The 26,331-nt window shown below is 37.3% G+C and carries 16 protein-coding genes and 1 pseudogene; 8 read left to right on the forward strand and 9 right to left on the reverse strand.

The annotated features are described in order from the left end of the window. The first annotated feature begins 120 nt into the window (after positions 1-120). Both rnd and ACFIKH_RS04805 read left to right on the forward strand, forming a co-directional pair. Positions 121-1,275, forward strand: coding sequence for a ribonuclease D (rnd, locus tag ACFIKH_RS04800; protein WP_375626908.1), 1,155 nt, complete (start codon positions 121-123; stop codon positions 1,273-1,275). Positions 1,276-1,914: 639 nt separating this feature from the next. Continuing rightward, positions 1,915-2,101 (forward strand): annotated as a pseudogene (locus ACFIKH_RS04805) (helix-turn-helix transcriptional regulator). A gap of 272 nt (positions 2,102-2,373) precedes the next feature. On the opposite strand, the gene ppx reads toward ACFIKH_RS04805, so the two are convergent. Together ppx and ACFIKH_RS04815 are read right to left on the reverse strand one after the other, a co-directional pair. Continuing rightward, positions 2,374-3,891, reverse strand: a complete 1,518-nt coding sequence (gene ppx, locus ACFIKH_RS04810) for an exopolyphosphatase (protein ID WP_375626910.1) — start codon at positions 3,889-3,891, stop codon at positions 2,374-2,376. Between the two features lie 6 nt (positions 3,892-3,897). Further along, entirely contained in the window at positions 3,898-6,078 is a 2,181-nt protein-coding gene (locus ACFIKH_RS04815) for an RNA degradosome polyphosphate kinase (RefSeq protein WP_375626912.1), read from the reverse strand. A 326-nt stretch (positions 6,079-6,404) separates the two neighbouring features. On the opposite strand from ACFIKH_RS04815, the gene ACFIKH_RS04820 reads away from it, so the two are divergent. Together ACFIKH_RS04820 and ACFIKH_RS04825 are read left to right on the forward strand one after the other, a co-directional pair. After that, entirely contained in the window at positions 6,405-6,653 is a 249-nt protein-coding gene (locus tag ACFIKH_RS04820) for a zinc-finger domain-containing protein (protein ID WP_375611536.1), read from the forward strand. A 49-nt stretch (positions 6,654-6,702) separates the two neighbouring features. Then, positions 6,703-7,950, forward strand: coding sequence for an FAD-binding protein (locus ACFIKH_RS04825; RefSeq protein ID WP_375671090.1), 1,248 nt, complete (start codon positions 6,703-6,705; stop codon positions 7,948-7,950). Positions 7,951-8,139: 189 nt separating this feature from the next. Here the strand turns inward: ACFIKH_RS04825 and dnaE are convergent, their stop codons facing one another. Beyond that, a complete protein-coding gene (dnaE, locus tag ACFIKH_RS04830) occupies positions 8,140-11,628 on the reverse strand; it encodes a DNA polymerase III subunit alpha (protein WP_375671092.1) in 3,489 nt (1,162 codons plus the stop codon). Positions 11,629-12,020: 392 nt separating this feature from the next. Between dnaE and recG the strand changes: the two genes are divergently transcribed. After that, positions 12,021-14,129 carry an ATP-dependent DNA helicase RecG gene (gene recG / locus ACFIKH_RS04835; protein WP_375671094.1) on the forward strand — a complete coding sequence of 703 codons (2,109 nt, stop codon included), beginning with the start codon at positions 12,021-12,023 and terminating at the stop codon, positions 14,127-14,129. A gap of 392 nt (positions 14,130-14,521) precedes the next feature. Here the strand turns inward: recG and glmS are convergent, their stop codons facing one another. The 5 genes from glmS to ACFIKH_RS04860 form a co-directional block, all read right to left on the reverse strand. Continuing rightward, positions 14,522-16,345, reverse strand: a complete 1,824-nt coding sequence (gene glmS, locus ACFIKH_RS04840) for a glutamine--fructose-6-phosphate transaminase (isomerizing) (protein ID WP_375625966.1) — start codon at positions 16,343-16,345, stop codon at positions 14,522-14,524. Positions 16,346-16,518: 173 nt separating this feature from the next. Continuing rightward, a complete protein-coding gene (glmU, locus tag ACFIKH_RS04845) occupies positions 16,519-17,868 on the reverse strand; it encodes a bifunctional UDP-N-acetylglucosamine diphosphorylase/glucosamine-1-phosphate N-acetyltransferase GlmU (protein ID WP_375671096.1) in 1,350 nt (449 codons plus the stop codon). Between the two features lie 14 nt (positions 17,869-17,882). Next, a complete protein-coding gene (locus ACFIKH_RS04850; protein WP_375648136.1) occupies positions 17,883-18,668 on the reverse strand; it encodes a cytochrome c biogenesis CcdA family protein in 786 nt (261 codons plus the stop codon). 46 nt (positions 18,669-18,714) lie between these two features. Further along, entirely contained in the window at positions 18,715-19,704 is a 990-nt protein-coding gene (locus ACFIKH_RS04855; protein WP_375671129.1) for a carboxypeptidase regulatory-like domain-containing protein, read from the reverse strand. Positions 19,705-19,743: 39 nt separating this feature from the next. Next, positions 19,744-20,067: an iron-sulfur cluster assembly accessory protein gene (locus tag ACFIKH_RS04860; protein ID WP_015856510.1), complete on the reverse strand. Its 324-nt coding sequence runs from the start codon at positions 20,065-20,067 to the stop codon at positions 19,744-19,746. Positions 20,068-20,175: 108 nt separating this feature from the next. On the opposite strand from ACFIKH_RS04860, the gene ACFIKH_RS04865 reads away from it, so the two are divergent. The 3 genes from ACFIKH_RS04865 to ACFIKH_RS04875 all read left to right on the forward strand — a co-directional run bounded on the left by ACFIKH_RS04865 (position 20,176) and on the right by ACFIKH_RS04875 (position 25,855). Then, positions 20,176-21,378 (forward strand): deoxyguanosinetriphosphate triphosphohydrolase, encoded by a 1,203-nt coding sequence (locus tag ACFIKH_RS04865; protein ID WP_375625971.1) that lies wholly within the window; start codon positions 20,176-20,178, stop codon positions 21,376-21,378. Positions 21,379-21,408: 30 nt separating this feature from the next. Next, positions 21,409-23,166 (forward strand): arginine--tRNA ligase, encoded by a 1,758-nt coding sequence (gene argS, locus ACFIKH_RS04870; RefSeq protein ID WP_375626928.1) that lies wholly within the window; start codon positions 21,409-21,411, stop codon positions 23,164-23,166. A gap of 151 nt (positions 23,167-23,317) precedes the next feature. After that, complete coding sequence (locus tag ACFIKH_RS04875; RefSeq protein WP_375671098.1) at positions 23,318-25,855, forward strand: SPOR domain-containing protein; 2,538 nt, start codon at positions 23,318-23,320, stop codon at positions 25,853-25,855. A gap of 176 nt (positions 25,856-26,031) precedes the next feature. Here the strand turns inward: ACFIKH_RS04875 and ACFIKH_RS04880 are convergent, their stop codons facing one another. Beyond that, positions 26,032-26,307: a hypothetical protein gene (locus tag ACFIKH_RS04880; RefSeq protein ID WP_375625976.1), complete on the reverse strand. Its 276-nt coding sequence runs from the start codon at positions 26,305-26,307 to the stop codon at positions 26,032-26,034. Positions 26,308-26,331 lie beyond the last annotated feature (24 nt).

The raw sequence follows: 26,331 nt of genomic DNA on the forward strand, positions 1-26,331 counted from the left end.
TGATTATAATATTCATATGCGCTACAAACGCTTTTTAATAACCATTTGTCAAGATATGAGAATAAAAACTCAAAAATAAAGTCAATAAAGGACAAATTTAATTTATCGAATTATAATAAAATGATGAATCTTATTACACAAACAACCGATCTTGAAATTGCACTTAACGCTCTACATACCTCTGATTTTGTAACAGTCGATACTGAGTTTATCCGCGAAACAACTTTTTGGCCTCAACTGTGTTTAATCCAGCTCGCATCACCAGATATCACAGTTTTGATTGATCCCATAGCACCGGATATTGATTTACAACCTTTTTTTGACCTTATGATCGATAAAAAAGTTGTAAAAGTTTTTCATGCTGCGCGCCAAGATATTGAAACAATTTATCATCTTGGAGGTGTTATTCCTTCCCCTCTCTTTGATACGCAAATAGCAGGATCAATTTGTGGATTTGGTGATTCTATCTCCTATGATCAAATTGTACAACGCTGCACGGGGCATCATCTTGATAAATCCTCCCGCTTTACAGACTGGAGTTACCGCCCTTTGTCTGAAAAACAACTGCTCTATGCACTTGCCGATGTAACCTACTTAAGAGACGTTTACCTATTATTGAAAAAAAGGTTAGAAAAAAATCAACGTGCTCACTGGATGGACGATGAAATAACAATCCTTTTAAATCCTAAGACCTATGATATGCCAGAAGATGAAGCATGGAAAAAAGTGAAAGGAAAAATTAAAAAGCCACGTGAACTTGCTGTATTACAAAAGATAGCAGCTTGGCGGGAACGTGAAGCACGAAAATACAATATGCCACGTCGTCATATCATAAAAGATGAATGTCTTATAGAAATAGCAACCCAACAACCAAAAGATGAATCTGCATTAAAACGGTTGCGCAGTCTTAATAAGAACTGGGATAAACTCTCAATTGCTCAATCATTAATCAAAGCTGTCCATGAAGGCTTAGAGGTGGATCTTTCTACTTTACCCCCCATTCCTAAACATAATCCACTCAATGATACGACAGCCGCTGTTATCGATCTACTCAAAGTGTTATTAAAAATTGTTGCAAATGAAAACAGCATTGCCCCTAAAATTATTGCAACATCTAATGATTTAGAAAAAATTGCCAATGGAGGAATAAAGAAAAATATTCCCGCTATGAATGGCTGGCGCTATGAAATATTTGGTCAAAAAGCCGAACAACTGCTAAAGGGACAGATAGGGTTTTACTTTAACGATGGAAAAATAAGCACAAAACAGCTTTAATTTACATTTTCATTTTGAAAAATCCATTACGCTACTCATTATCTACATCAATTGGTATGCCCTATAGACCAACGCAAACAGGATAAATAAAGCCTACTTCTGACAAAGTTAAAAATTAAATAGTGAACTCTTATTAAAAATGACAGCTAAATCTTTACCCAGTCAATCAAATAGCAATCCTATTAAAAATAATCTAAAAAAAACAGACAGCTCCTTATTTAAAAGTTTTGAAAAGAAAAAGTTCTGATAATAAAAGCGCACTCATTACAAAAATAGCAGCCTAGCAATAGGAACAAACAAAGATATAATATCTTACGTCCCCATATCGTATTAAAAAACTACCGAGATTGCAATATAACAATCAAAAACCAGCCAGCATAACAACTAAAACACCTAACAAAGACAACATACTGATTTATAAAGATAATCTAGCGTTATTTATATTAAATTAGACCCCCGAATATCATAAGATTCTCTCATTCCATCTCAATAAGACTCATAAAGTTTTACATAAGAAATTATATGATAAAGCGCTGTTTTTTTATAGATTAAACGCCTTTCAAAAAATCATGGTTAATAAATAGTTATGATTTATTTCTATTTTTTATAGTGAAAGGATTTTATAATGACTGAAATGATATTCTTTTGACAGACCGTGAAAGTGCAAAACTGCTTCATATGAGTATTTCAACATTCCGGTGTCATGTAACCAATGGATCTCTCCCAAAACCTTTAAAAGTTTGTTTTTTTATCGCGTTGGTTACAATCGAATCTTATCAATATAATCGAGCAAGCTAAACAGAAACGTTATAACGACGCAGCATAAAAAGAAAACCTTTTCAGGTAAAAATGGACAAGGCTTTCATTTTCACATGAAGCTTATGAAGTGAAAAATCCATCTTGTGACGCAAATAACAGAATAAAAAATTATGTTTTCTTTTATGAATGCTCAGAGCATTACCAATGCCTTGCGTGGTGTCTGGTATGAAAGTTATGGAACAAGTCCTATTGTCCAGCTCATGATGATAGGTTAGCTAGTTTATCCCTCGTCAATAGCCCTATTATAAGACATAAAACACGAATAAATTAGGAAAAAAATCAAAAAATTTCAAAAGCGAGAGGTTGTTTTATTATTTTTGATAACGTCTGTAATCGTCCAAGAGGACGTTCTCCTAATAACCCAGCGTAATTCTTTGGGATCTGCAGGATAATATGATCTGCTTTTTTATGCCACAATAAATGAGGTAAAATTCCTGCAACAGAAGCACTAAAAAGATGAGCAATACGCATAGTTTCGCCAAGAATACGTGCTTTCTCAATTATATTTTGAGTTGCTAATTGAAAAATGGGAAGAGATTCTTTATCAACCAATAAACTCGTATTGCGAAAAAAAACAGCAAGCGCCGCATAAAGGCGCCCTTCATGGGAAATTCCTGGATAAGATCCTAAAGCTATTTGATTTGCTGCTTCATTACCTCTATAATCTGGATGTATACGCCAACCAATATCCGCAAGAAGACAAGCAGCTTGACGATAACGACATTCATTTTCAGTTTCTGAAATTCCAAAAACTTCAAAAGCATTCGTCGTAAAATCAATGAGTTCTTCTGCTTGTTTTGGTGAACGTGCCCGTAAAATAGCCATTTCTGTGCATGCTGCAATGAGAGGATCTGACAGCTGAATCGCCTGCGGCAATCGTGAATAAAGAAAACCTTCACGAACGCCAGCACCTGAAAAAATTATCTTTTCAAACTGCATACACTGAATGAGTTCAATAAGAACTATTGCCCCATAAGATAAAAGTTTCCGACGATTCTGAGAAATCGCTGCAATCCCTCTCAAATTATCAATATTGCCACGTGCTACAAGACGTAAAAAGTTCTCCATTTCAACGGCTTCAACTTCATAGCCATGCATAACAGGGAGCCGATAGTGTTTCATTGCCATATGGAGTTTTGCCAAATTACGCCATGTCCCCCCTACTGCATAAAAATAACGTGCTGTACCTTTACGAGTACGAACAACAGACGATTTATAAAATTGCTCATGTACAATTTTTGTAGCTACAGCACTATCATTATTTGACATATACTGTAGCCTTAAACCACCTAATGGGAGAGTTATCCCTTCACCAACATCAGAATGATCAATATCAATCAGCTCAAGACTTCCACCACCAAGATCTCCAGAAATACCTTTTGGTTGATAAAAAGTAGAAACAACTCCATATGCTGAATACATAGCTTCTTCACTTCCTGAAAGAAGATATATTTTATTTTGCAAAATATCTTCAGCATGCTGAATAAATGCTACGCCATTCTTTGCATCTCGTGCTGCTGCTGTTGCTAAAGTATAGACCTCATCTGCCCCAATCTGTCGACAAAGCGTACGAAACCGTTTCAGTGTTTGCAATGCCATTTTCATCGATTGTTCTTCTAAAAATCCCGTTTTTGCCACACCATGACCGAGACCACAAAGAATCTTTTCATTAAATAAAACTGTTGGTGAGCGAACAAGCCCCTCATAAATAACCAACCGAACAGAATTTGAGCCAATGTCAATAACAGCAACAGGCTTACACCCTTTTAACCGACCTTGAGCATCTCTATATGTCATTGGATTTTAGTCTTTATGTATTTCGGCTTGTTGCCGATGCAACGCAACCAAGCGCGAAACAGAAGACTCAAAAGACTCATTTTCCCCTGCAAAACTTGTACTGGCCATAAAATACTCCTGCGCATTAAATAGACTTTCACCTATCTGCGGCGTAATACGTTTTGATGTTCCATCCTTAAGTATATCAAAGCTTTGCTGATTATCAATAATATTAGCCAACATAATCTGTAAAAGAATTTTTTGACGCACTATTTTATTAAAAACTGGAACCAATATTTCAATACGATAGTCCAGATTACGAGGCATCATATCAGCAGAGCCTAAGTAAACGAGTGCATTTTCATTAGGCAAATCTTGACCATTCCCAAAACAAAAAATGCGACTATGTTCAAGAAAACGCCCGACAATTGATTTTACACGAATATTATCCGAAATTCCTAGAATACGAGGACGTAAACAACATATCCCCCGCACAACCAAATCAATTCGCACCCCTGCTTGACTGGCACGATATAAAGCATCAATAATTTCAGGATCAACCAATGCATTAACTTTCATCCAAATAGCAGCAAACCTTCCCTGTTGTGCATGAACAATTTCTCCCTCAATATGCTCTAAGATACGACCACGCAATGTTAAGGGTGAAAAAGCAATCTTCATTGTTTCATTTGGACGCTCATATTGCGCAATATAATTGAACAATAACGCAACATCATGAGCGATATCATCATCCGTGGAAAAAAAAGAAAGATCGGTATAAGTTTTAGCGTTAATGGGATGATAATTTCCTGTTCCAAGATGAACATAAGAGCAAAGACGTTTTCCCTCACGTCTCACAACCAATGACATCTTAGCATGAGTTTTTAATGCAATAAAACCAAAAATAACTTGAACCCCAGCACATTCAAGATCCCGCGCCCAACGAATATTTGCTTCCTCATCAAAACGTGCTTTAAGTTCTACCAAAGCAGTCACAGACTTTCCCTGTTCAGCTGCTTCAATCAAAGCGCTAACAATTGGGCTATCATTTGATGTACGATAAAGTGTTTGTTTGATTTCCACAACATCAGGATCGCAAGCAGCTTGACGTAAAAATTGGACAACAACATCAAATGTCTCATAGGGGTGATGAATCACAATATCATTTTCACGAATAGCCGCAAAACAATCCCCTTTATGTTCACGAATACATTCTGGAACACGAGAAATATAAGGAATAAATTTGAGATCATCACGAGGAATAGAAACAATTTCTGATACCATATTAAGCGCTAAAAATCCATCAAGAACATTAATACAATTATCAGGGACAGCGAGACTATTCGCTATAAATTGGCGTAAACTCTCTGGCATTCTTGCGTCAAACTCAACTCGAATAACCTGCCCACGGCGCCGCCTTTTGAGAGCAGTTTCAAAAAAATGAACAAGATCCTCAGCTTCTTCTTCTACTTCAATATCACTATCTCGGATTACTCTAAATATACCAATTCCTGTAACCTCATAGTTAGGAAATACATGTTTAATAAAAAGGCAAATAACATCTTCAGATGCAATAAAACGAAAATGATTACCCTCTTGAGGAAGAAGAATAAAACGCCTCAAAAGCATTGAAATAGACAACAACACTATGTGAGAGTTCTGATCAGTTTCTCCAGACAATTGAAGCGCAATAGAAAGCCCTAAATTAGGAATAAATGGAAAAGGATGAGTAGAATCAACAGGCAAAGGTTTTAAAACAGGAAAAATTGTCTCAAGAAAATATTTTTCAAGCCATGATTTTTCAATTTCTGAAAGATCATCAGAACAAATAATTTCAATATCATTCTTTTTTAATTCATTACGTAAAACATTCAATTCTCGTAGTTGGTGAGCCTGCAGCTTTGAAATTTCAGCTAATACAATATCAAGTTGTTCCTGTGGAGTGTGCCCATCTGCACTGCACGCTGTAATGCGAGAACGAATTTGAGCGGCTAATCCTGCAACACGAACCATAAAAAACTCATCAAGATTTGCAGCTGAAATAGAAAGAAATTGTAGACGTTCTAATAAAGGATGTCTCGCATTAGCCGCTTCCATCAAAACACGATTATTAAATTGTAGCCATGAAAACTCTCGATTAATAAACCGTACCGGATTTTTCATTGTTATATTCGATATAGAAATTTTATCTACCACCCTCTGTTCCATATATCCTAAATAATTTTCTTTTATATTTTCTAAAATCCTTGACAAAATATCTCACATAACATTTGATAACATGTTATCATCATAATAATATATCAATGCCTAACTTTCCTTATCATTTTTCCATTTAATATTTAAAAATACTTGGAACTATCTTCTATGCGCAAAGCACTAAAAGTAAGACAATTATTATAATATAGCATAAAATAGGAGAAATTTGTCTTAAAAAGCAGCTTGCATTATCATAAGCTTTATTACAAACTCACGCCTATAAAATAGAAGAGCCCAATCATAGCTGATGAGACAATTTATTCTGGAGTTTGTACCCCATGGCTGATCACAATATCCCTCATTTCCAAAATGACCTTGGATATAAAACAATCGAAATTGGTGTGAAAGAATTTATGTGTGTAGGCGCTACACACCCATTCGATCATCCTCATATCTTTATCGACATGGGAGCAGCAGATGAGAAAATTTGCCCTTACTGCTCAACCCTTTATCGTTATGTTCCCTCGCTATCATACGATCAAACAAACCCAACAGGATGCTTATATCATCCAGAAAAGCTATTATAATCGCGTTTTTTGGCTTTCTTAATAACCACTCTTTTAATTCTGCTTTAATATGAAATCGTTTGTGGAACAATCACCCATCATTGTTGGAGGAGGAATTGCTGGTTTAAGCACCGCTTTAGCACTCGCTCATAAAGGAATTGCAAGCACCATTATCGAAAAGTGCAAACAACTTGAAACGATAGGCGCTGGTATTCAACTGACACCAAATGCAACATCTATTCTTGCTCGCTGGAAACTTCTTAATAAACTCGCTGAAGTCGCGACAATCCCACATTTTCTTGAGTTAAAAAATGGACTATCTTTAAAAATACATCTACGGGCTCATCTTATCAATCTAACAGAAAAATATTGGAAAGCCCCTTATATGACGATTCACCGCGCAGCTTTACAAAAAATTTTATATAATGCAGTGATTGAAAATCCTTTGATCAAATACAAAGCAGGCGAAACGATTGTATCTTCTACCCAATCTGCAAGCAACATTAAAATCACAACAATAAAAACAGATACAGCAACAGAACAGCTTCATTCAACACCCCTCCTGATCGGATGTGATGGCGTTTGGTCAACATTACGGCAACAATCTCCTTTTCATGAAAGAGCAAATTTTAGTGGCTTTATTGCTTGGCGTGCAACAACAACATTTGATAATCTTCCTCAAAACTTTCGTTCTTCATTGCAAAATATGAAGACAATTACGGCTTGGATGGGACCAAAAAATCATCTTGTTGTCTATCCCATTCAATCGTCAGAAAAAATTTTTAATTTTGTCGCCATCACAAATGGAGAAAATTCAAAAGAAGGATGGGCTCATAAAGGAGATAAAGAAAAACTCAAATCTCTTTTTAGAGATTGGAATTCAAAAATCTTACAAATCTTTGATCATATTGATGAATGGAGCTATTGGCCACTCTTTCAAATGAAACAAAATCGTTTTATCGGTTTAGAGAGACAAGTATTTGTTGGCGATTGCGCACATGCTGCCTTACCTTTTGCAGCACAAGGTGCCGCTATGGCAATCGAAGATGCTGCCACATTAGCAGAAGCACTTTCATTGCAAGATTTTTCATTAACGAAAGCACTTTCGCTTTACGAAACAACACGCACCCCCCGTATTGCAGCAGTAAAAAAACGCGGAGATTTCAATAGATTAGCCTATCACGCAACCGGTCCCATAGCAATTGCACGCAATCTCATGATGAAAATTCGTACACCAGAGAGCATTATGTCAGATCTCAATTGGCTTTACATGTATGATGCAATGAATTCCATAAAAAATAATGATAAAAACTTATAAAATTTTTCCAGTACTTTGAATATTACGAAAGAACGAGATTTTTTGACTCTATGACACTAAAACCCATCATAATTCACTCAAATAAAGGCTATATTTTTTAAAATATACAATCCGATTTTAAAAGCTCAATTTTTAGCTCTCCTAAAAGCAAAAACACCACTCAAAATCAGCTCCCATCTTTATCTTTCTTTAACTCAGTTCTACATCAACAACACCCTGAATTAATTTCATCGCATTTGCGACATGTGAATTTACCTTATATCGCTTAGGAAGCGCAATTTCGACTTCTCGCAATCCATCCTCTTGAATTAAAATAAGCCCAACCTCTCCATTTCCCCCAAGATTTAAATTTTGTTCAATTTGTGGAAGCATATCAACTGTTTTTATAAAAAGACGCATCATTTTATGCTGTTGTAATGATTCATTTTCCAAAGACTGAATTGTTTCAATTCGCAAACTAACTCCTTCAGAACGATTTTCTGCGCTTACCGTAATAATAAAAGATTTTCCGGGTTCTAGCATCTCTTCATAATCCGATAGTGCCTCAGAAAAGAGAACTGCTTCATATTGTCCACTTGTATCAGAAAAATGAATAATTCCCATTTTTTTACCAGATTTTGTTTTACGCACGTTTTTTGCCACAACAGTTCCAGCAAGCCGTGCAGCCGTTGCTCCCCCTTTAACGGCATTGGCAAAATTACCCCAAGTCTGAATGCGTTTTTTGTCCAGAATAGCTTGATACTCCTCCAAAGGATGCGCAGAAAAGTAAAAACCTATAGCTTGAAATTCTCGATAAAGTTTCTCAGCCGGCAACCAAGGGGTTGTTTGCGATAAAATCAATGGTTCTTTTAATCCGCCTGCCATTCCAAATATATCAACCTGCCCGCTAGAATTGTCATCGAGAATACGAAGTGCACGCGCATGAAGGGTTCCAAGATTGGCTAATAAAACCTCACGTGCAATGTTAAAACAATCAAAAGCACCAGCACAAACTAAACTTTCCATCGCACGCTTATTAACAATACGAGGATCAATACGCGCACAAAAATCTTCCAAATCCTTAAAAATCTTATTCCCACGACAAGTAACAATATGATCCACAACAGTTTCTCCCACACCTTTAATGGCAGCAAGAGAATAATAAATACAGTTATCACCAACCTCAAAAACACGATGAGATGTTTGTATAGAAGGTGCAATAACTTCAATACCCAACCTTAATGCTTCACGCCGAAAATCATTGAGCTTATCTGTATTCGTCATATCATATGTCATTGAAGCAGCTAAAAACTCAACGGGATAGTTTGCTTTCATATAAGCTGTTTGGTAAGAAACAATTGCATAAGCAGCAGCGTGCGATTTATTAAAACCATAATCGGCAAATTTTGCTAAAAGATCAAAGATAATATCAGCTTGATCTTTATCCACACCACCTGCAACAGCTCCATTAACAAAACGCGTACGCTGTTTTTGCATTTCAGCATGAATTTTTTTCCCCATAGCACGACGTAATAAATCAGCTTCTCCAAGCGAATAGCCAGCAAGCACCTGAGCAATCTGCATCACCTGTTCTTGATAGACAATAACACCTTGTGTTTCTTTGATCAGATGGTCTATTTTAGGATGAATAGAAGCAATTTCCTCTTCCCCATGTTTGCGTGCATTATAGGTTGGAATATTCTCCATTGGACCTGGACGATAAAGTGCGACCAGCGCAATAATATCTTCAATACGGTCTGGCTTCATTCCAATCAACGCCTTGCGCATACCAGAACTTTCCACCTGAAACACACCAACCGTTTCACCACGTGCCATCATAGCGTAGGTTGTTTCATCATTCAGAGGAATATTTGATAAATCTATTTTAATCCCCTTTCTGGCAACAAAATCGACTGCCATTTTCAAAACAGTAAGCGTTTTTAATCCAAGAAAATCAAATTTTACCAGCCCTGCCTGTTCAACATATTTCATGTTAAATTGTGTAACAGGCATATCAGAACGAGGATCACGATACATCGGGACAAGCTCCCAAAGCGGACGATCTCCGATAACAATCCCAGCAGCATGAGTTGAAGCATGACGATAAAGTCCCTCCAACTGGAGTGCGATATCTAATGCGCGTCCAACAACGGGATCTTTTTTCTTTTCCTCTTCAAATTTAGGTTCATCCTTAATAGCATCAGCCAATTCTACCTGACTTCCTGGTGTGGCAGGAATTAATTTTGTAAGATAATCCACCTGACGATAAGGAACTTCTAAAACACGCCCCACATCACGCAAAACTGCACGTGCCTGTAACTTACCAAAGGTAATAATTTGAGCAACTTGATTACGTCCATATTTTTTTTGAACATATTGAATAACTTCTTCGCGCCGCTCTTGACAAAAGTCGATATCAAAATCTGGCATCGAAACACGATCTGGGTTGAGAAAACGTTCAAAGAGAAGAGAAAACCGCAATGGATCAACATCAGTTATCGTCAATGCATAAGCAACAAGTGAACCAGCACCAGAACCCCGTCCTGGTCCAACGGGAATATCATGAACCTTTGCCCATTTTATGAAATCTGAAACGATAAGAAAATATCCCGAAAATTGCATACGCGTAATAACTGAAATTTCATAATCAAGCCGCTGCTCATAATCTGCAATCGTATACCCTTCAGCCAATCCAATTGTTTCAAGCCGCATCTTCAAACCAGCTTTAGCCTGATTTAACAACTCACTATCTTCTACTTCTAAAGTAGCTTCTGAATTAGCAGATTGTTCTATAAAACGAGGCAATATCGGTTTTCGAAGAGGTGTGGCAATATGGCAACGCAATGCAATTTCAACACTATTTTCTAAAGCTTCTGGAAGATCCGAAAACAGTGTAACCATTTCATCTTGTGACTTCAAATAATGATCTGGCGTCACACGTTTGCGATCTGGATTAGAGACTATTTGCCCTTCTGAAACAGCCATCAGCGCATCATGCGCTTCATACCCTTCTCTCTTCAGAAAAAAGGCTTCATTTGTCGCAACAAGAGGAATTTCATGCGCATAAGCCAATTCAATAAGATCAGCCTCTACTCTCCGATCATAAGAGCCATGCCGTTGTAATTCCACATAAAGACGATCAGCAAAAGATTTTTTCAAATAAATCAAGCGCTCAACAGCATGTTCTTTTTTCTCTTCCGCCAAAGAAAGATTAATAGGTCCTCCCTTACCTCCCGTTAAAGCAATTATTCCTTCACTGTGTGCCGACAACCAATTAGCTTTAATATGAGGAGGATCAGTATCACATTTATCAAGATAAGCACGGCTGACAAGACGAACCAAATGAGCATAACCGGTTTCGCTAGCAGCCAAAAGAACAATAGAGCAAAAATTAGCAGAATTACGCCATTTAGCCAAACCTGAATGATCATTTTCATCACAAAAATCAACAGTAAGCTGACAACCAATAATAGGTTGGACCCCATGAGAAAGACAATGCTGTGAAAATTCCAAAGCACCAAATAAATTATTGGTATCGGTAATAGCAACCGCTGGTGCATGATCTGAAATCGCCTGTTGAATAATTTGAGGGATTTTTAAAGCCCCTTCGAGTAAAGAATAAGCTGAATGCACTCTCAAATGAATAAAGCGAGGAAGAGAATTTTTGTTCTCTTGCGTTTTATTTTTATTTTTTACCACTCTCACAATTTCCCACTACAAAATAAATGCCAAACAGCACCCCTTATAAAAGAAAAAAACTCCTGTTTATCATAACTTTAAAGCTATAAGTTCATCATCCTACATAGGAGCAATATCCCAATTTTATTAATATTTATAAGAGAGTTCTATCAAGAAAATGCTTCTATTCACAGCAAATAAACAGCTAAAATAAAAAGAAAAACAATACACCTCATCTAAGCACTTTAATTTTTACACCCTTTTATTGTATTTATCTTTAAATATTAATTTTTCTTCCTAAAATTCAATGTGTAAATAATATGTAAATAAAGCAACCTCCTCTTTATGACTTTATCCCCAAAAAGCTCTTCTAAAGGTCTAGAAAAAACAAAAAGAGCAGGTTAAATTTGCTCATGCCTCCAAATCTTCTTACCCCTCTTTTTAATTCTATTCGAACTCTTTCTGGTATTACACCTAAAACCTATGGTTTACTGACCAAACTCTTAAATGTTAATCCTACACAACGCGAAGCAACCCTTATTGATCTTCTTCAATTAATGCCCCATTCCGTCATAGACCGCAGAATGCGTCCCAGCATCGCTTTTGTAAAAGAAGGAGACACTGTTACGCTCGAAATTATCATCGATCAACATCAACCACCGCCCCGTGGTCATAACAAAATCCCCTATCGTGTTATTGCCCATGATCAAACAGGAAAAATAAATTTAGTCTTTTTTCACGCTCAGCCTCTTTGGCTAAAAAAACAACTCCCTGAAGGAAAAAAAATCACTGTATCAGGAAAAATTGAATGGTTTAATGGGCAATTTTCAATGGCGCATCCCGACTATATTGCGCCAAGCGAACAATCAAATCAGATTCCTCTCATCGAACCTGTCTATCCCTCTACTGCAGGACTAACTGCAAAGACACTAAGACGGGCCATACAAAACGCTCTTGATTTTATTCCTCTGCTCCCAGAATGGATAGATGAAAATGTAAAAAAGCAGCAAAATTTTTCTTCTTTTTCTGTTGCTTTACGCCGTATCCATGCGCCCATTAATCCCAACGATCTATCCCTAGAAAGTACAGCACGCAAACGTCTTGCCTATGATGAATTGCTCGCTTGTCAATTGGCGCTAGGACTCGTGCGTTTAAAAACTAAATCTCTTGTTGGCACTTCTCGACCATCAACAGGAATTTATACTAAAAAATTGCTTAATGTCCTCCCCTTTCAACTCACAACCGGACAAAAAAAAGCAGTAGAAGATATCGCGAATGATCTTGCTTCGCCAGAACCGATGCTAAGACTGCTCCAAGGTGATGTAGGCGCAGGAAAAACTGTTGTTGCATTGATGGCAATGGCACAAATTGCTGAAAATTCAGGACAATCAGCTTTAATGGCACCAACCGAAGTGCTTGCCAGGCAACATTTTTCCACCATTGCTCCTCTTGCCGAAAAAGTCGGATTACAAACAACTCTTTTAACAGGGCGAGAAAAAGGAAAATTGCGGACAAATATCTTGAATGATATTCTATCAGGTCAAGTTTCTATTATCATCGGAACCCATGCTCTCATACAAAACAGCATTACTTATAACAATCTTGCCTTAACCATTATCGATGAACAACACCGTTTTGGTGTCCATCAACGTATCGCTCTTACAGAAAAAGGCAATAAACCTGATATGCTGGTTATGACCGCCACGCCCATTCCGCGCACACTTGTCTTAACAGCTTTTGGTGATATGGATGTATCTAAAATTACAGAAAAACCAATGGGACGACAACCCATTACAACAGCAATGCTTTCTTTGAAACGTCTTCATGAGCTTATAGAGCGAATCGCAATTGCATTAGAAAAAGGAGAAAAGCTCTATTGGATTTGTCCTTTAGTGGAGGAATCGACAGCTCTTGATCTCACTTCAATTGAAAACCGCTTTGCATTTCTCCATGAACGCTTTGGTGCACACGTTGGTATGATCCACGGAAAAATGTCTACAGCAGAAAAAGAAGCCGCTATGGCATCTTTTAAATGTGGAAATACACGTATTTTAGTTGCAACTACTGTTATTGAAGTGGGAGTAGATATTCCAGATGCTTCGATCATTATCATCGAACACGCCGAACATTTTGGCCTTTCACAACTGCACCAATTGCGTGGACGTGTAGGACGAGGCGATAAAAAATCTTCCTGCATTTTGCTCTATAAAGATCCACTGACTAAAACAGCAGCAACACGCCTTAATATTATACGCAATACAGAAGATGGTTTTGAAATCGCTGAAGAAGATTGGCGTCTGCGAGGCGAAGGAGAGCTTTTAGGTACAAAACAATCCGGAGTCCCTGAATTTCATATAGCAAACCTTGCTGTTCATAGTGATCTTTTGTCAATGGCAAGAAAAGATGCTCGTTTATTTTTACAACGCGATCCTCATCTTTCTTCTCAGCAAGGACAAGCTTTACGGTTGCTGCTTTATCTTTTCGGACACGATGATGCTACACGCCTCTTGCGAGCAGGATAATAAAGACCCTCTAATAAAAATTAAAATACCTCTCTGTTCAAATACGGTTCTCTCTCTTAGAATAACCCATAAACAATCTATGCAATCCCTTACCATCTTTATGCTTCATGAAAGAGTAACAACCCAACAACAGCATCTTTTCTTTCAATCTAAATTATTCTTGCATTAAAACAGTAGAAGAAATATTGCGCATTTTTCTATCATTATATTCACATAGCTGATCTATTTTTTGACAGATAAGAAAATATTTTTTGTTTTATCGTAAAGAATTTAGAAAGAAAAATCCCGTCTCCGGTATTCTCGTTCAACAGAGAAAAGTGGAAAAAATAAGCTATCATTATCAATCAGTTTCTTACACTTGATTATTCTTCCAAAGATTCAGAAATATACTTTTATTCAACCGTGACTGATTTTGCCAAATTACGGGGTTGATCGACATCTGTTCCTAATAAAACAGCCGTATGATAAGCGATTAACTGAACAGGGAGTGCATAAATAATAGGAGAAATAAATTCTGGAACTTCTGGCAAAGTGATCGTTGATAAAGTCTTAAGACAAGCTACTTCTGCTCCCCTTTTATCGGTTATTAAAATAATACGACCATTACGCGCTACCACTTCTTGCATATTAGAAAAAGTTTTTTCAAACCACCGATCATAAGGTGCAACAACAATAACAGGTATTGTCTCATCCACCAAAGCAATTGGTCCATGCTTCAACTCACCCGCCGCATAACCTTCAGCATGAATATAAGAAAGCTCTTTCAGTTTAAGGGCTCCCTCCAAAGCAATCGGATAAGAAGTCCCACGTCCCAGATAAAGAACACTTTTTGCATTCACTAAATCACGACAAATACATTCAATTTTGCTCTCTAATTTTAAGACCTCATTTAAAATACGTGGAACTTCTGCCAATTGTTGAACCAATTGCTGTTCCATTTGAACAGAGAGATAGCCACGTTGTTTAGCAGCACTAAGTGCTAGTGAAGCAAGCGTTGCCAATTGACAGGTAAAAGCTTTTGTTGACGCAACACCAATTTCCGGTCCGGCAAGTGTTGGAAGAATAAAATCAGCCTCCCTTGCCATTGTTGATTGCTCTACATTCACAATTGTTGCTGTTTTTACACCCCGCTCACGACAATAACGCAAAGAAGCCAATGTGTCAGCTGTCTCACCTGATTGAGAAACAAACAGCGACAACACATCAGATGTTATAGGAGGTTCACGATAACGAAACTCCGAAGCAACATCATTATCAACACTTAAAGCGGCAAATTTCTCAAACCAATAGCGCGCAACTAAGGTTGAATAATAAGCCGTTCCACAACTCGCAAAAAGGAGGCGATGAATATTTTTCCAATCAATCAAATTCTTAAAAGGTCGAACGGCATAATTTCCAAGATCAAGATAATGCGCCAAATTATGAGAAATCACTTCAGGTTGTTCAAACATTTCCTTGTGCATAAAATGGCGATGATTACCCTTAGAAATCAATAAAGCCTCTTCAAGTAATGTTGTCACAGGACGTTTTACCGGTTGATTATATACATCATAAATTGTGACGCCTTCCCGTGTGAGAACAGCCCAATCCCCGTCTTCCATATAGCTAATATAATCAACGAATGGTGCCAAAGCAATCGCATCTGACCCAACAAAAAATTCATCTTTTCCATAACCAATTGCCAGAGGTGGACCAGAACGAGCCGCAATCATAAGGTTATCTTCACCTTCGAAAATAAGAGCAATAGCAAAAGCCCCCTGCAGCCTTTTCCAACTGGTACGCATAGCTTCTTGCGGAGAAAGACCATCTTTTAATGCACGCGTTATTAAATGTGCAATAACTTCCGTATCCGTCTCTGTTTCAAAGATATAACCATCCTCTATGAGTTCCTTTTGCAATTCTACAAAATTTTCAATAATACCATTATGAACAATCGCAAGCTTTTCAGTCACATGGGGATGCGCATTGCGTTCAACAGCAATTCCATGCGTAGCCCAACGGGTATGACCAATCCCTAAACTTCCCTCCAGAGGTGTTTTTTTTAATTTTTCTTCTAAATGAACAAGCTTCCCCTCAGAACGTACACGATAAAGATGCCCATTATGGACCGTTGCCACCCCAGATGAATCATACCCTCTATATTCAAGACGTTTTAACCCCTCAACCAAAGAAGACGTAACACACCTCTTTCCAAGAATTCCAATAATTCCACACATTAAAAAGCTCCAACCCACATCTTTAAGATTTAAATCTTATAAAACAATCCAACAGCCTTTATTTAAAACTATAAATAATAAAATAATTCAAACATGGAGTACGGCAATCTTTAAGAATAAACATCCTATCGATCGTTAGAATAACACGAAACAAAGGAATAAGCTGAAAATAATCATTTTTTCTGTTTGTTTTCTAACAAGCGCTCTCGAAATTTTGTCGCGTAGCCCTCTTTTATTACCTGCCGTGCACGCCCAAAAGCCATACTGTTCATAGGAATATTTTCAGTAATAACACTTCCTGAAGCAACATAAGAGCCATCCCCTATTACCAATGGGGAAACAAGTGCCGTATTAGACCCAACAAAAGCATGATCACCAATCATGGTTTTATATTTGTTAAATCCATCATAATTGCACGTAATCGTACCGGCTCCAATATTGGTATGTGCACCAATTTCAGCATCACCAATATAACTTAAATGATTGATTTTAGAAGATTCTCCTATCTTAGCTTGTTTGACTTCACAAAAATTTCCAATCTTTACGGACTTCGCCAACTCTGTTCCAGGACGCAAACGTGCATAGGGACCAATCTGTGCATCCCTACCAACCACAGCACCTTCGAGATAACTAAATGCATGAATAACAGCACCAGATTGTACTTTCACGCTTAATCCAAAATAAACATTTGGTTCTATCACCACCCCTGGTTCAATTTCTGTATCATAAGAAAAATAGAGTGTTTCTGGTTTTAAAAGCGTAACACCCGATAACATTAAATCGCGCGCTTTACGTTTTTGCCATAAAGAATCAGCCTCAGAAAGCTCAAGACCGTTATTAATTCCTACAATATCTTCAAAAGGAACTTCAACAACACGCACATCTAATCCTTCACGTGTTGCAAGAGAAGCAATATCTGTTAAGTAATATTCTTTTTTCACATTGTTATTATTAACTTGCTCTAAAAGAGAAAGTGCATGTTTTCCACGCATAGCAAGTATTCCACCGTTACAAAAAGAAATCTTTTTTTCTTCATCGCTAGCGTCTTTTTCTTCTACAATTGCGATCAATTGACCATTTTTTTCAAGAAGACGCCCATAACCTGTTGGATTTTGGGTATGAAAACCTGCAAAAACAACATCTGCTCCATCAGCAAGCTGTACACGCATCTGGTGCAATGAATCTTGCTGGATGAGAGGAGTATCCCCAAAAACAATGAGAACATCATCCACTTCCTTTTGCAAAGCTGAACGAGCAGACAAAACAGCATGAGCTGTTCCTAAACGCTCTTTTTGTTCAAAAATCATCGCATCTTTTACAAATGACTGAACAACGTGCGTAACCTCCTTAGCACCAAATCCCACAACGACTGCTAATTGTGAAGAGCCTGCCAATTCTATTTGTTTTAGAACATGGCATATAAGAGGCAATCCAGCAATTTTATGAAGTACCTTAGGCAGAGACGATTTCATGCGCGTCCCCTCACCTGCAGCAAGAACAATAGAAAGACAACTTCTAACCATAAAAACACATAAGACTAACGAGAAAATCCAAAAAAAATCATAATATCGTGCCAACGAATATCTTCAATATAGCTCAACGAAGGATAATGTTCTAAAAGCCAAAATGAAAGATCCTGCATAGAGCCTGTTAAAAACAAAATCCCTGTAAGAATAAGAAAAACACCAATAATTTTTTCAACTTTTCCTAAATGAATACGAAAAGCTCCTAAAAATCGCATAAAACTGCTCGAAAATAAAGCTGCCAACATAAAAGGAATAGCAAGACCTAATGCATAAACCGCTAATAAGATAGCTCCCTCTCCCACAGTTTCTTTTGTTCCAGCAAGCGTTATAATAGGACCTAAAATGGGGCCAATACACGGTGTCCAACCAAAGGCAAAAGCTAAACCAATAATATACGCGCCTAAAGGACCAGCAGGTGTTTTTTGGGTCTGAAAACGCGCTTCACGAAATAAAAAAGTGATCTTGAAAATCCCCAAAAAATTTAAACCAAAAATAATAATGACAATTCCAGCAGCAAGGGCAAACCAATCACGATAATAACCGATGAATTTCCCAATTGTGCTAGCACTGGCACCTAAAACAACAAAAACAGTCGTAAACCCGAGAACAAAAGCAATAACAGAAGACAATAAAGCCCACCTTATAAAGACTTTCTCATCACGATTTTCTGAACGAAAATCATCAATACCAACACCTGCCATATAGCACAAATAAGGAGGAACTAATGGCAAAACACAGGGCGACAAAAAAGAGAGTGCCCCAGCAAAAAACACACCAACTGTTGAAATTTCAATCAAAACTCATACCCCGTCTCTCATCATAGTTTACCCCCATGAACAACGATCAATCCACATCTTCATCAATTCGTTGCATATTTTGCTCATTCGCCACCACACTTATATCTTCATCATGACCAGAAACGACTGAAAAAACTTTCTGATAGATTTTATCTTTATTTTTAGCAATTGCAATATACTCTCCCTCCGCTAACACGAGTGAAACATAAGCACCAACTGTTTCATAAACGATATCACCAGAATCATTAGCAAGAGACCAACTGGTATCTGCAAGCGCTTCCCCTCCTTCTTGTCGTACCAGCTTTAAGACAATCTGAGCAGCCTGATGTTCAAGGGTAACTTCTGTCACTTTACCAGCATCCACTTGAATATCCGAACGAGCCGTCGCATTAATAGAACCATAATGGGAAGCAACATGGTAGCGGCCAGCTTTTAAACGCACAACTGATTGGGGTTTAACATTTGATAAAATCACCCCCGTATCATCATTTTCTTTTTCATCCTCATAAATGGTAAAACGTAATTCCTTTTCATTCATTACACCATTGAGCAGTGTTGCATTTAAAATGACACCACCAGCCTCAAGATTAAAGTTTTTTACAAGACTCTGTCCATTTTTTAAACGAATATGGCGCACAGCACTCATATGACCAAATGAGACATGAACAAGATAACTTCCTGGTTCGAGATCAAAACGCGCACTTCCCCCCTTATAGGTTGCCACTAATGGTAATTTATTATCAATCCCTATAATAGGGGCATAAACCCGCCAGACAAGCCCTTTTTCAATATCCGGATAACTATTTGTTAATCGAGCATTCAAAATGAGTTGTGTTTGAGATGCTACATTTTCTTTTTCCTGCTCTTGAGACTTTACAATAAAACTCCTTGATTGTCCCTGCTGCTGATCTTTCCCTTCTCCTTCTTCAGAAAAAGCACAGTGGCTCCAGATCAATAAAGCAAGCACCACGCACAACCATACACATCGGTGCACTATTTTTATAAGAATACCCATTTTCACATTGTTGACCAACATGATATTTTTTTCAAGAAACAATATCACAAAGCCATCATTTTAAATTGAAAAACTTACACCACAACCACATGATGAAACAGCATTGGGATTATGGATTTGAAAAGACTGCCCCATAAGATCATCAACAAAATCAATCTCAGCTCCTTCCATGAAAGGAAGTGATAGTAAATCAATAAACACAACTGCCCCATCTTTTTTGAGAACGAGGTCATCTTTACACATTTCAGAAACCAAGTCATATTTATAAGAAAAACCAGAACACCCACCACCTTCAACAGAAATACGCAATGCTATTTTATCGGGTTCACGCAAAAGTATCTGTGCAATTTTTTTGGCAGCAACATCTGAAATTTTCACATTCATTTTATATATCCTTGCATTAAACCATCAAGAAAGAGTATCCCATATTCAAAGAGAAGTTTATTTGTCATAAACCACTCTCAATTCTAAGATGATAATGGGCAGCTTGCAATGGATATAGGCAATATCAACTTCAATTACCAATCTCGAGCAGTGTACAGTGCTCATCCGCAAACAAGCCGTGGTAGATTATTTCATGAAACGATGAGCGCCACACGCTCACCTTTTCAACGAGATAGAGATCGTATTATCCATTCTAATGCATTTCGACGTCTTAAACATAAAACGCAAGTGTTTATTGCTGATGAAAGCGATCATTATCGTACTCGCCTAACCCATTCCATAGAGGTCTCTCAAATTGCAAGAACATTAGCCCGTGCCCTTTGTCTTGATGAAGACCTTGCCGAAGCCATTGCCCTTGTTCACGACTTTGGACACACGCCCTTTGGCCATGCTGGAGAAGATGCGCTTAATGAAGCCATGATACATTATGGTGGCTTTGATCATAATGCACAAGCATTACGCATTGTCACAAAACTAGAACAGCGCTATGCAAATTTTGATGGACTTAACCTTACATGGGAAACCCTCGAAGGACTTGTAAAGCATAATGGTCCCCTTTTAGGTCCTCACGCGAAGAATAAGGAGGTTCCTATCGATATTTTACAATACAATGCAAAGCAAGACCTTGCACTCGATTGTTTTGCAGGACTAGAAGCGCAATGTGCTGCTATTGCAGATGATATCGCATACAATGCGCATGATATTGATGATGGTCTACGTTCGCAATTTTTAACACTCGATCAATTTGAACATGTTTCACTAACAGCAGCAATATTAAAAGATATAACAGATGAGCACCCCCATCTCGACCAAGCGCGTCGTGGTTACACACTTGTACGAAGACAAATAACAACCATGGTTGAAGATGTTATCAAACAATCACAAGAAAATTTAGCACGCATCAAACCAGCAAGCATAAACGATATTCACCAAGCAAAACAAACTATTGTCACCTTTTCACCAACAATGACTGTTTATGAAAAAGAACTAAAAAACTTTTTATTTAAAAATCTTTACTACCATGAACAAGTTCTTAGTCGTCGCAATGCAGCAAAACGCATTGTACAAAAATTATTCAATTGTTATTATGAAAAACCAAATACAATGCCTGAAAGTTGGCAGAACAAAACAGTGCACTTAAAAAATCAAGAGTTAGCACGTTTGATTGCTGACTTTCTTTCAGGCATGACAGATCACTACGCTCTACGTGAATATCACCGTTTATTTGACCATACAGATAATTTCGTCTAATGGCTTTTGGAATCATCATGGAAGCTAAATATGAATATCTTTAAAAACTTCGAAAAAAAAATTAAGAGATCAATTGAATTATCTGATATAAAAGGGAAAAATGGAGAAGATCTAGATTTATCAAAAATCACTGTTGATCCTCCGCGTGATTCCTCCCATGGTCATTTATCAACCAATGCTGCTATGGTGCTTGCAAAATCTATTGGAATCAATCCGCGTGCACTTGCAGATAAAATCATAGAACTTCTTAAAAATGATTCCTCTATCGAAAATATAGATGTTGCCGGTCCTGGTTTTATAAATATAAAGCTTACAAAATTATTTTGGCAAGATGCTATAAAATCCATGCTTGAATCAGGCACTTCTTATGGTCGTATCCCAATGGGACAAGGAAAACGCGTCAATGTTGAATATGTCTCAGCAAATCCGACAGGACCAATGCACGTAGGGCACTGCCGCGGAGCGGTTGTTGGAGATGTTCTCTCCAATTTGCTGCAATTTACGGGCTATAACATTACGAAAGAATATTATATCAATGATGCTGGTCAACAAATCGAAGTCCTCGCCCACTCTGTACTATTGCGCTATCGTGAGGCTCTTGGGCAAGAAATTAATGAAATTCCAGAAGGGCTCTATCCTGGAGAATACTTGATACCATTGGGACAATCACTTGCTCAAGAGTTTGGTGACCAACTCCTCACGATGGATAAAGATGAAGCCTTATCTCTTGTGAAAGAACGTGCAATTCATGCAATGATGACCATGATTCGCGAAGATTTGGCTGCTCTTAATATTTATCATGATATCTTTTTCTCTGAGCGAATGCTTTATGCAGATAATGCACGCGCCATTCGTAACACCATCAACGACCTCACTTTAAATGGTTATATCTACAAAGGAAAACTCCCCCCTCCCAAGGGAAAAAATACAGAAGATTGGGAACCAAGTGAACAAACTTTGTTCCGTTCAACAAATGTTGGTGATGACCAAGACCGTGTTTTAGTCAAATCTGATGGTTCTTACACTTATTTTGCTGCTGATGTTGCTTATTTTCGGGATAAATTTAATCGTCATTTTGATGAAATGATTTATATTCTAGGCGCAGACCACGCTGGCTATGTAAAGCGGCTAGAGGCAATGGCAAAAGCAATTTCTGGGGATAAAGCTAAATTAAGCGTCTTCTTATGTCAGTTGGTAAAACTTTTTCGCAACGGTCATCCTGTACGCATGTCAAAAAGAGCAGGATCTTTTGTCACTCTACGCGATGTTGTCGAAGAGGTTGGGCGTGATCCTGTGCGTTTTATGATGCTATACCGTAAGTGTGAAGCACCTCTTGATTTTGATTTTGCAAAAGTAACAGAACAATCAAAAGATAACCCCATCTTTTACGTACAATATGCAAGTGCACGTTGTCACTCAGTCTTTCGTCAAGCACAGGAAGCGCTTCATATTAAAAGCTTTTCAAATGATACATTAATCGCCCATCTTCATCGATTAACAGATGACCATGAAATATTGTTAATACGCAAACTTTCTGAATATCCACGTATCATTGAACAGGCCGTCGTTCATAAGGAACCGCATCGATTAGCGTTTTATCTTTATGACCTTGCTTCCAGCTTTCACACCCATTGGAATAAAGGGAGTGAAAATCTCAATTTACGCTTTATTCAACCTGATGATAAAGAGTTATCCTTTGCAAGATTGGGGTTGATACAAGCTGTTATCAATATTTTATCATCAGGACTTACCATCATAGGAGTCGAAGCACCAATAGAAATGCGTTGAAAAAGTTCTATAAATACATACAATAGGTACTCTATTGATAAACTTTTTCATGTATCCTTGCATGAGAGGGGGAAAATTTATAATTTTAATATAACAAATCAAAATCAACCATTGATTGCACGTAAGTGCAAATCACCATGTGAGAAAAGCTATGAGCGATAACGATCGCAAAAATCTACACGGAACAAAACACGATCATGAACACCATGATCCTTTGGAAAGGCTTACGCGCATTTTTAATCCGCACAAACAAAGCGGAAACCAAAATGAGCAATCTTCTTTACAGACAGATCGATCAACATCTCACCCCGAAACATCATCCCATGATGATGATTTTGATTTGTCCTTTCTAGAAGAAGAACTTGAAAATAATTTAGCACATAACTTACCGTTTGATGATCAAAAAAAACAATGGGACTTGCATGCAACCAGCAACGCAACAGCCTCAGATATTGCACAAACTGTTTCTTTCAACCATTCAAAACAAAATAATTTATCTGAAGAGAAATATTCTTCACCTAGCAGCCATGATGAAGAACAAATTTTAGATGAGCTTTCTCCATTACCAATCCCAAAGAACCAATCCCCTCAAGAGAAAACAACAGCAACCAGTGCTGATTCGTTTCATAAAAAAAGTAATCTTATTTCACAATCAGAATCAGAAAATTTCTTTTTTGATAAATCTGAAAGGCGCGAAAATAAGAAAGAGATTCCAGAATCTGTTGAACAAACCAATCGTTTTTCACAAACAAATTCACAACAGCCTAAAGCTACGAATATACAACAAACTCATGATGACAATCAAAACCTCTATGACACTCCTGTAAACCATCCCTATAAAATTTCAGCTGATCAAGAAAATTGGATCAAAAAAGATTATTCTGATGTCTCCTCTTCTTATCCTGATGTCTCCTCTTCTACAGAGGCAAATGAGTTTTTCTCATCTTCTAACCTTATGTCAGAAAGACAAAACACTGCAAGAAATCAAACAAAAAGTACCTTCTCCTCACCTTTGGATTCTCCACCAGTTGATAGACAATCTTATTTAAAGGGGGCTTCACAAGAAGATCATACAACCAATTATCCCCATTTTTTTGAAGAAAACCCTTCACAAAAAGAAACTTATAGCGAAAAAGTTCCAATATATAATGAGGCTCAAGCCCAATACATCAATAACACCGAAAGTACCTCTAACCCAAATAGAGAAATTTCATATAATGAAAGTAATTCAGATGAGTTTCTTTCCTCATCAGCCTCTTTGAATACAAAACAAACGGATGGCTTTTTTGCCCATAACTATACGCACAGAGATACTCCCCCTCCCAATGTTGATACTTATAAATTTTCAGAGGAAATCGTAGAAAAAACTGGCCCTATTATGGTTCCAGAAGTCCCGTATGAAGCGCCAGAATATGATGTGCCAACTAGTGGTGGTTTAGAGGAAGAATTTGCTGATGTACTTAATGTAGGAAATGTCCCAACGGATAATTTTTCTCAAAAACAACAGAAAAATGAGGTTTTTAGTGAAGTTTTTCATCAGTCTATGCAAAATTCAAAAGAAGGTGTTTATATAAACTCTAAAGAACAAAATTCCGACTATTTTTCTTCTGCCAATATGGAATATAATTTTCCCCCTTTTAGCGAGAATTCATCATACACAAGCTCAGATGAAGTTCCCACGCATCCACCAGCTCCTCCTCCCTTAAAAAGTTTTATTTTTGGTAAAACTTTCATTAAAGGTATTTTTATACTTATTTTAATAGGAATTGGATTTGCTGGTTATTCGCACTTTTTTATGTCATCACAAAAAAATGAAGAAACGATCATTATCCACGCTGATAATGCGCCTTTTAAATTCAAACCAGAAACAACTGAACCGAAAAATGATGTTGCACATAATTTAGATATCTATAAGCAAACAACTGAACAAAATGAAAAACAAGAAAACACACAACAATTTCTTATTGATAACTCTGAACAACCTGAAAATTTAAAAGAATTAAATCCTGAAGAATCTTCAAACGCTTCATCTTCTTCTTTAAATGAATCTGATGTTGAAGATGCAGTCACAGAAGCCATAAACCATACTATTCCCACGCAAGAAGTACAAACTGTTATTGTAAATCAAGATGGTACAGTTACACTAGCTCCCGTACATCAAACAAAGAGCAAAACTGCTGCTCAGTCTGAAGAAAACATTGATCAAACTCCTAATGAACTTCAAGATTCGTCCCTTGTTTCGTCGCATGATTCTGATATAAACAATCAAGAAATAGACCTTGATCTCAAAAATAATATTGATAAAATAATCGCAGAAAGTACTTCTAACTCAAATATTGAAGAAAAATTTATCCCTATTCCTTCTCATGCAGAAAGAAATACACAAGTTGAAACACCCGCCGCGTCTCGCCCCACATCATCAAACAAAGTCGCAGCACAAAATTCAGAAAGTTATTACGTACAACTTGCATCTCAACCAACGCATGAGCTAGCTAGAAATTCTTTAAAAAATATGAAATCTAAGTTTGGATTCCTTATCGGTGCCCGTTCTTTAAATATTCAATCCGCTTTTATACCAGGAAAAGGTACTTATTACCGTGTTCGGATTCAAGCGCAAGACCGTAATGAAGCCATAATCCTTTGTGAATCCATTAAAAGTTCTGGTGGAAGCTGCTTCATCACACGCTAAACCAATCATGCAACGGTTTTAACAACCGTTGCATGATTTATTTCCATACCATTTAATTACGTATCAAAAACTTCAGAAATTAAAATCGTCCAATCTTTTTTATGTCTTTGTGCTGACTTTATTCCTTAATCTACGTCGATTTTCGCCCTATCTAAAAGATTATATTTATGAAAAAGTCATTCCGTACCCTTATAAGTATAAGGTACAGGAGGGAGCGAATTTAAATCTTTTTTGGGCGTTGTTACGCTTTGACTTGTTTCTGGAGTATTATAACGCGAACTATGTTCAGGAGATTTTGCAAAAAAAGATCCTAAAAAACCAAAAACAAACCAGATAATAACGATCGCAAGAAGAATAGCAAAAATACCCTTAGCGATTGAAACACGTTGTTCACTATCTCTTCTTTCTGCTGCCATACGTTCTTCATATGTGTGATAATTTTTATCAATCATAGTAGATTCCTTTTCTCAATTCCC

It is taken from the genome of Bartonella sp. SD1336NMGDW, from assembly GCF_042193565.1.
GTDB classification, from domain to species: Bacteria; Pseudomonadota; Alphaproteobacteria; order Rhizobiales; family Rhizobiaceae; genus Bartonella; species Bartonella grahamii.

Excerpts from the sequence above, each read along its gene's own strand:
- rnd (WP_375626908.1), top strand. The coding sequence starts at position 121 with ATGATGAATCTTATTACACAAACAACCGATCTTGAAATTGCACTTAAC.
- ppx (WP_375626910.1), bottom strand. The coding sequence starts at position 3,891 with ATGACATATAGAGATGCTCAAGGTCGGTTAAAAGGGTGTAAGCCTGTT.
- ACFIKH_RS04815 (WP_375626912.1), bottom strand. The coding sequence starts at position 6,078 with ATGGAACAGAGGGTGGTAGATAAAATTTCTATATCGAATATAACAATG.
- ACFIKH_RS04820 (WP_375611536.1), top strand. The coding sequence starts at position 6,405 with ATGGCTGATCACAATATCCCTCATTTCCAAAATGACCTTGGATATAAA.
- ACFIKH_RS04825 (WP_375671090.1), top strand. The coding sequence starts at position 6,703 with ATGAAATCGTTTGTGGAACAATCACCCATCATTGTTGGAGGAGGAATT.
- recG (WP_375671094.1), top strand. The coding sequence starts at position 12,021 with ATGCCTCCAAATCTTCTTACCCCTCTTTTTAATTCTATTCGAACTCTT.
- glmS (WP_375625966.1), bottom strand. The coding sequence starts at position 16,345 with ATGTGTGGAATTATTGGAATTCTTGGAAAGAGGTGTGTTACGTCTTCT.
- glmU (WP_375671096.1), bottom strand. The coding sequence starts at position 17,868 with ATGGTTAGAAGTTGTCTTTCTATTGTTCTTGCTGCAGGTGAGGGGACG.
- ACFIKH_RS04855 (WP_375671129.1), bottom strand. The coding sequence starts at position 19,704 with ATGTTGGTCAACAATGTGAAAATGGGTATTCTTATAAAAATAGTGCAC.
- ACFIKH_RS04860 (WP_015856510.1), bottom strand. The coding sequence starts at position 20,067 with ATGAATGTGAAAATTTCAGATGTTGCTGCCAAAAAAATTGCACAGATA.
- ACFIKH_RS04865 (WP_375625971.1), top strand. The coding sequence starts at position 20,176 with ATGGATATAGGCAATATCAACTTCAATTACCAATCTCGAGCAGTGTAC.
- argS (WP_375626928.1), top strand. The coding sequence starts at position 21,409 with ATGAATATCTTTAAAAACTTCGAAAAAAAAATTAAGAGATCAATTGAA.
- ACFIKH_RS04875 (WP_375671098.1), top strand. The coding sequence starts at position 23,318 with ATGAGCGATAACGATCGCAAAAATCTACACGGAACAAAACACGATCAT.
- ACFIKH_RS04880 (WP_375625976.1), bottom strand. The coding sequence starts at position 26,307 with ATGATTGATAAAAATTATCACACATATGAAGAACGTATGGCAGCAGAA.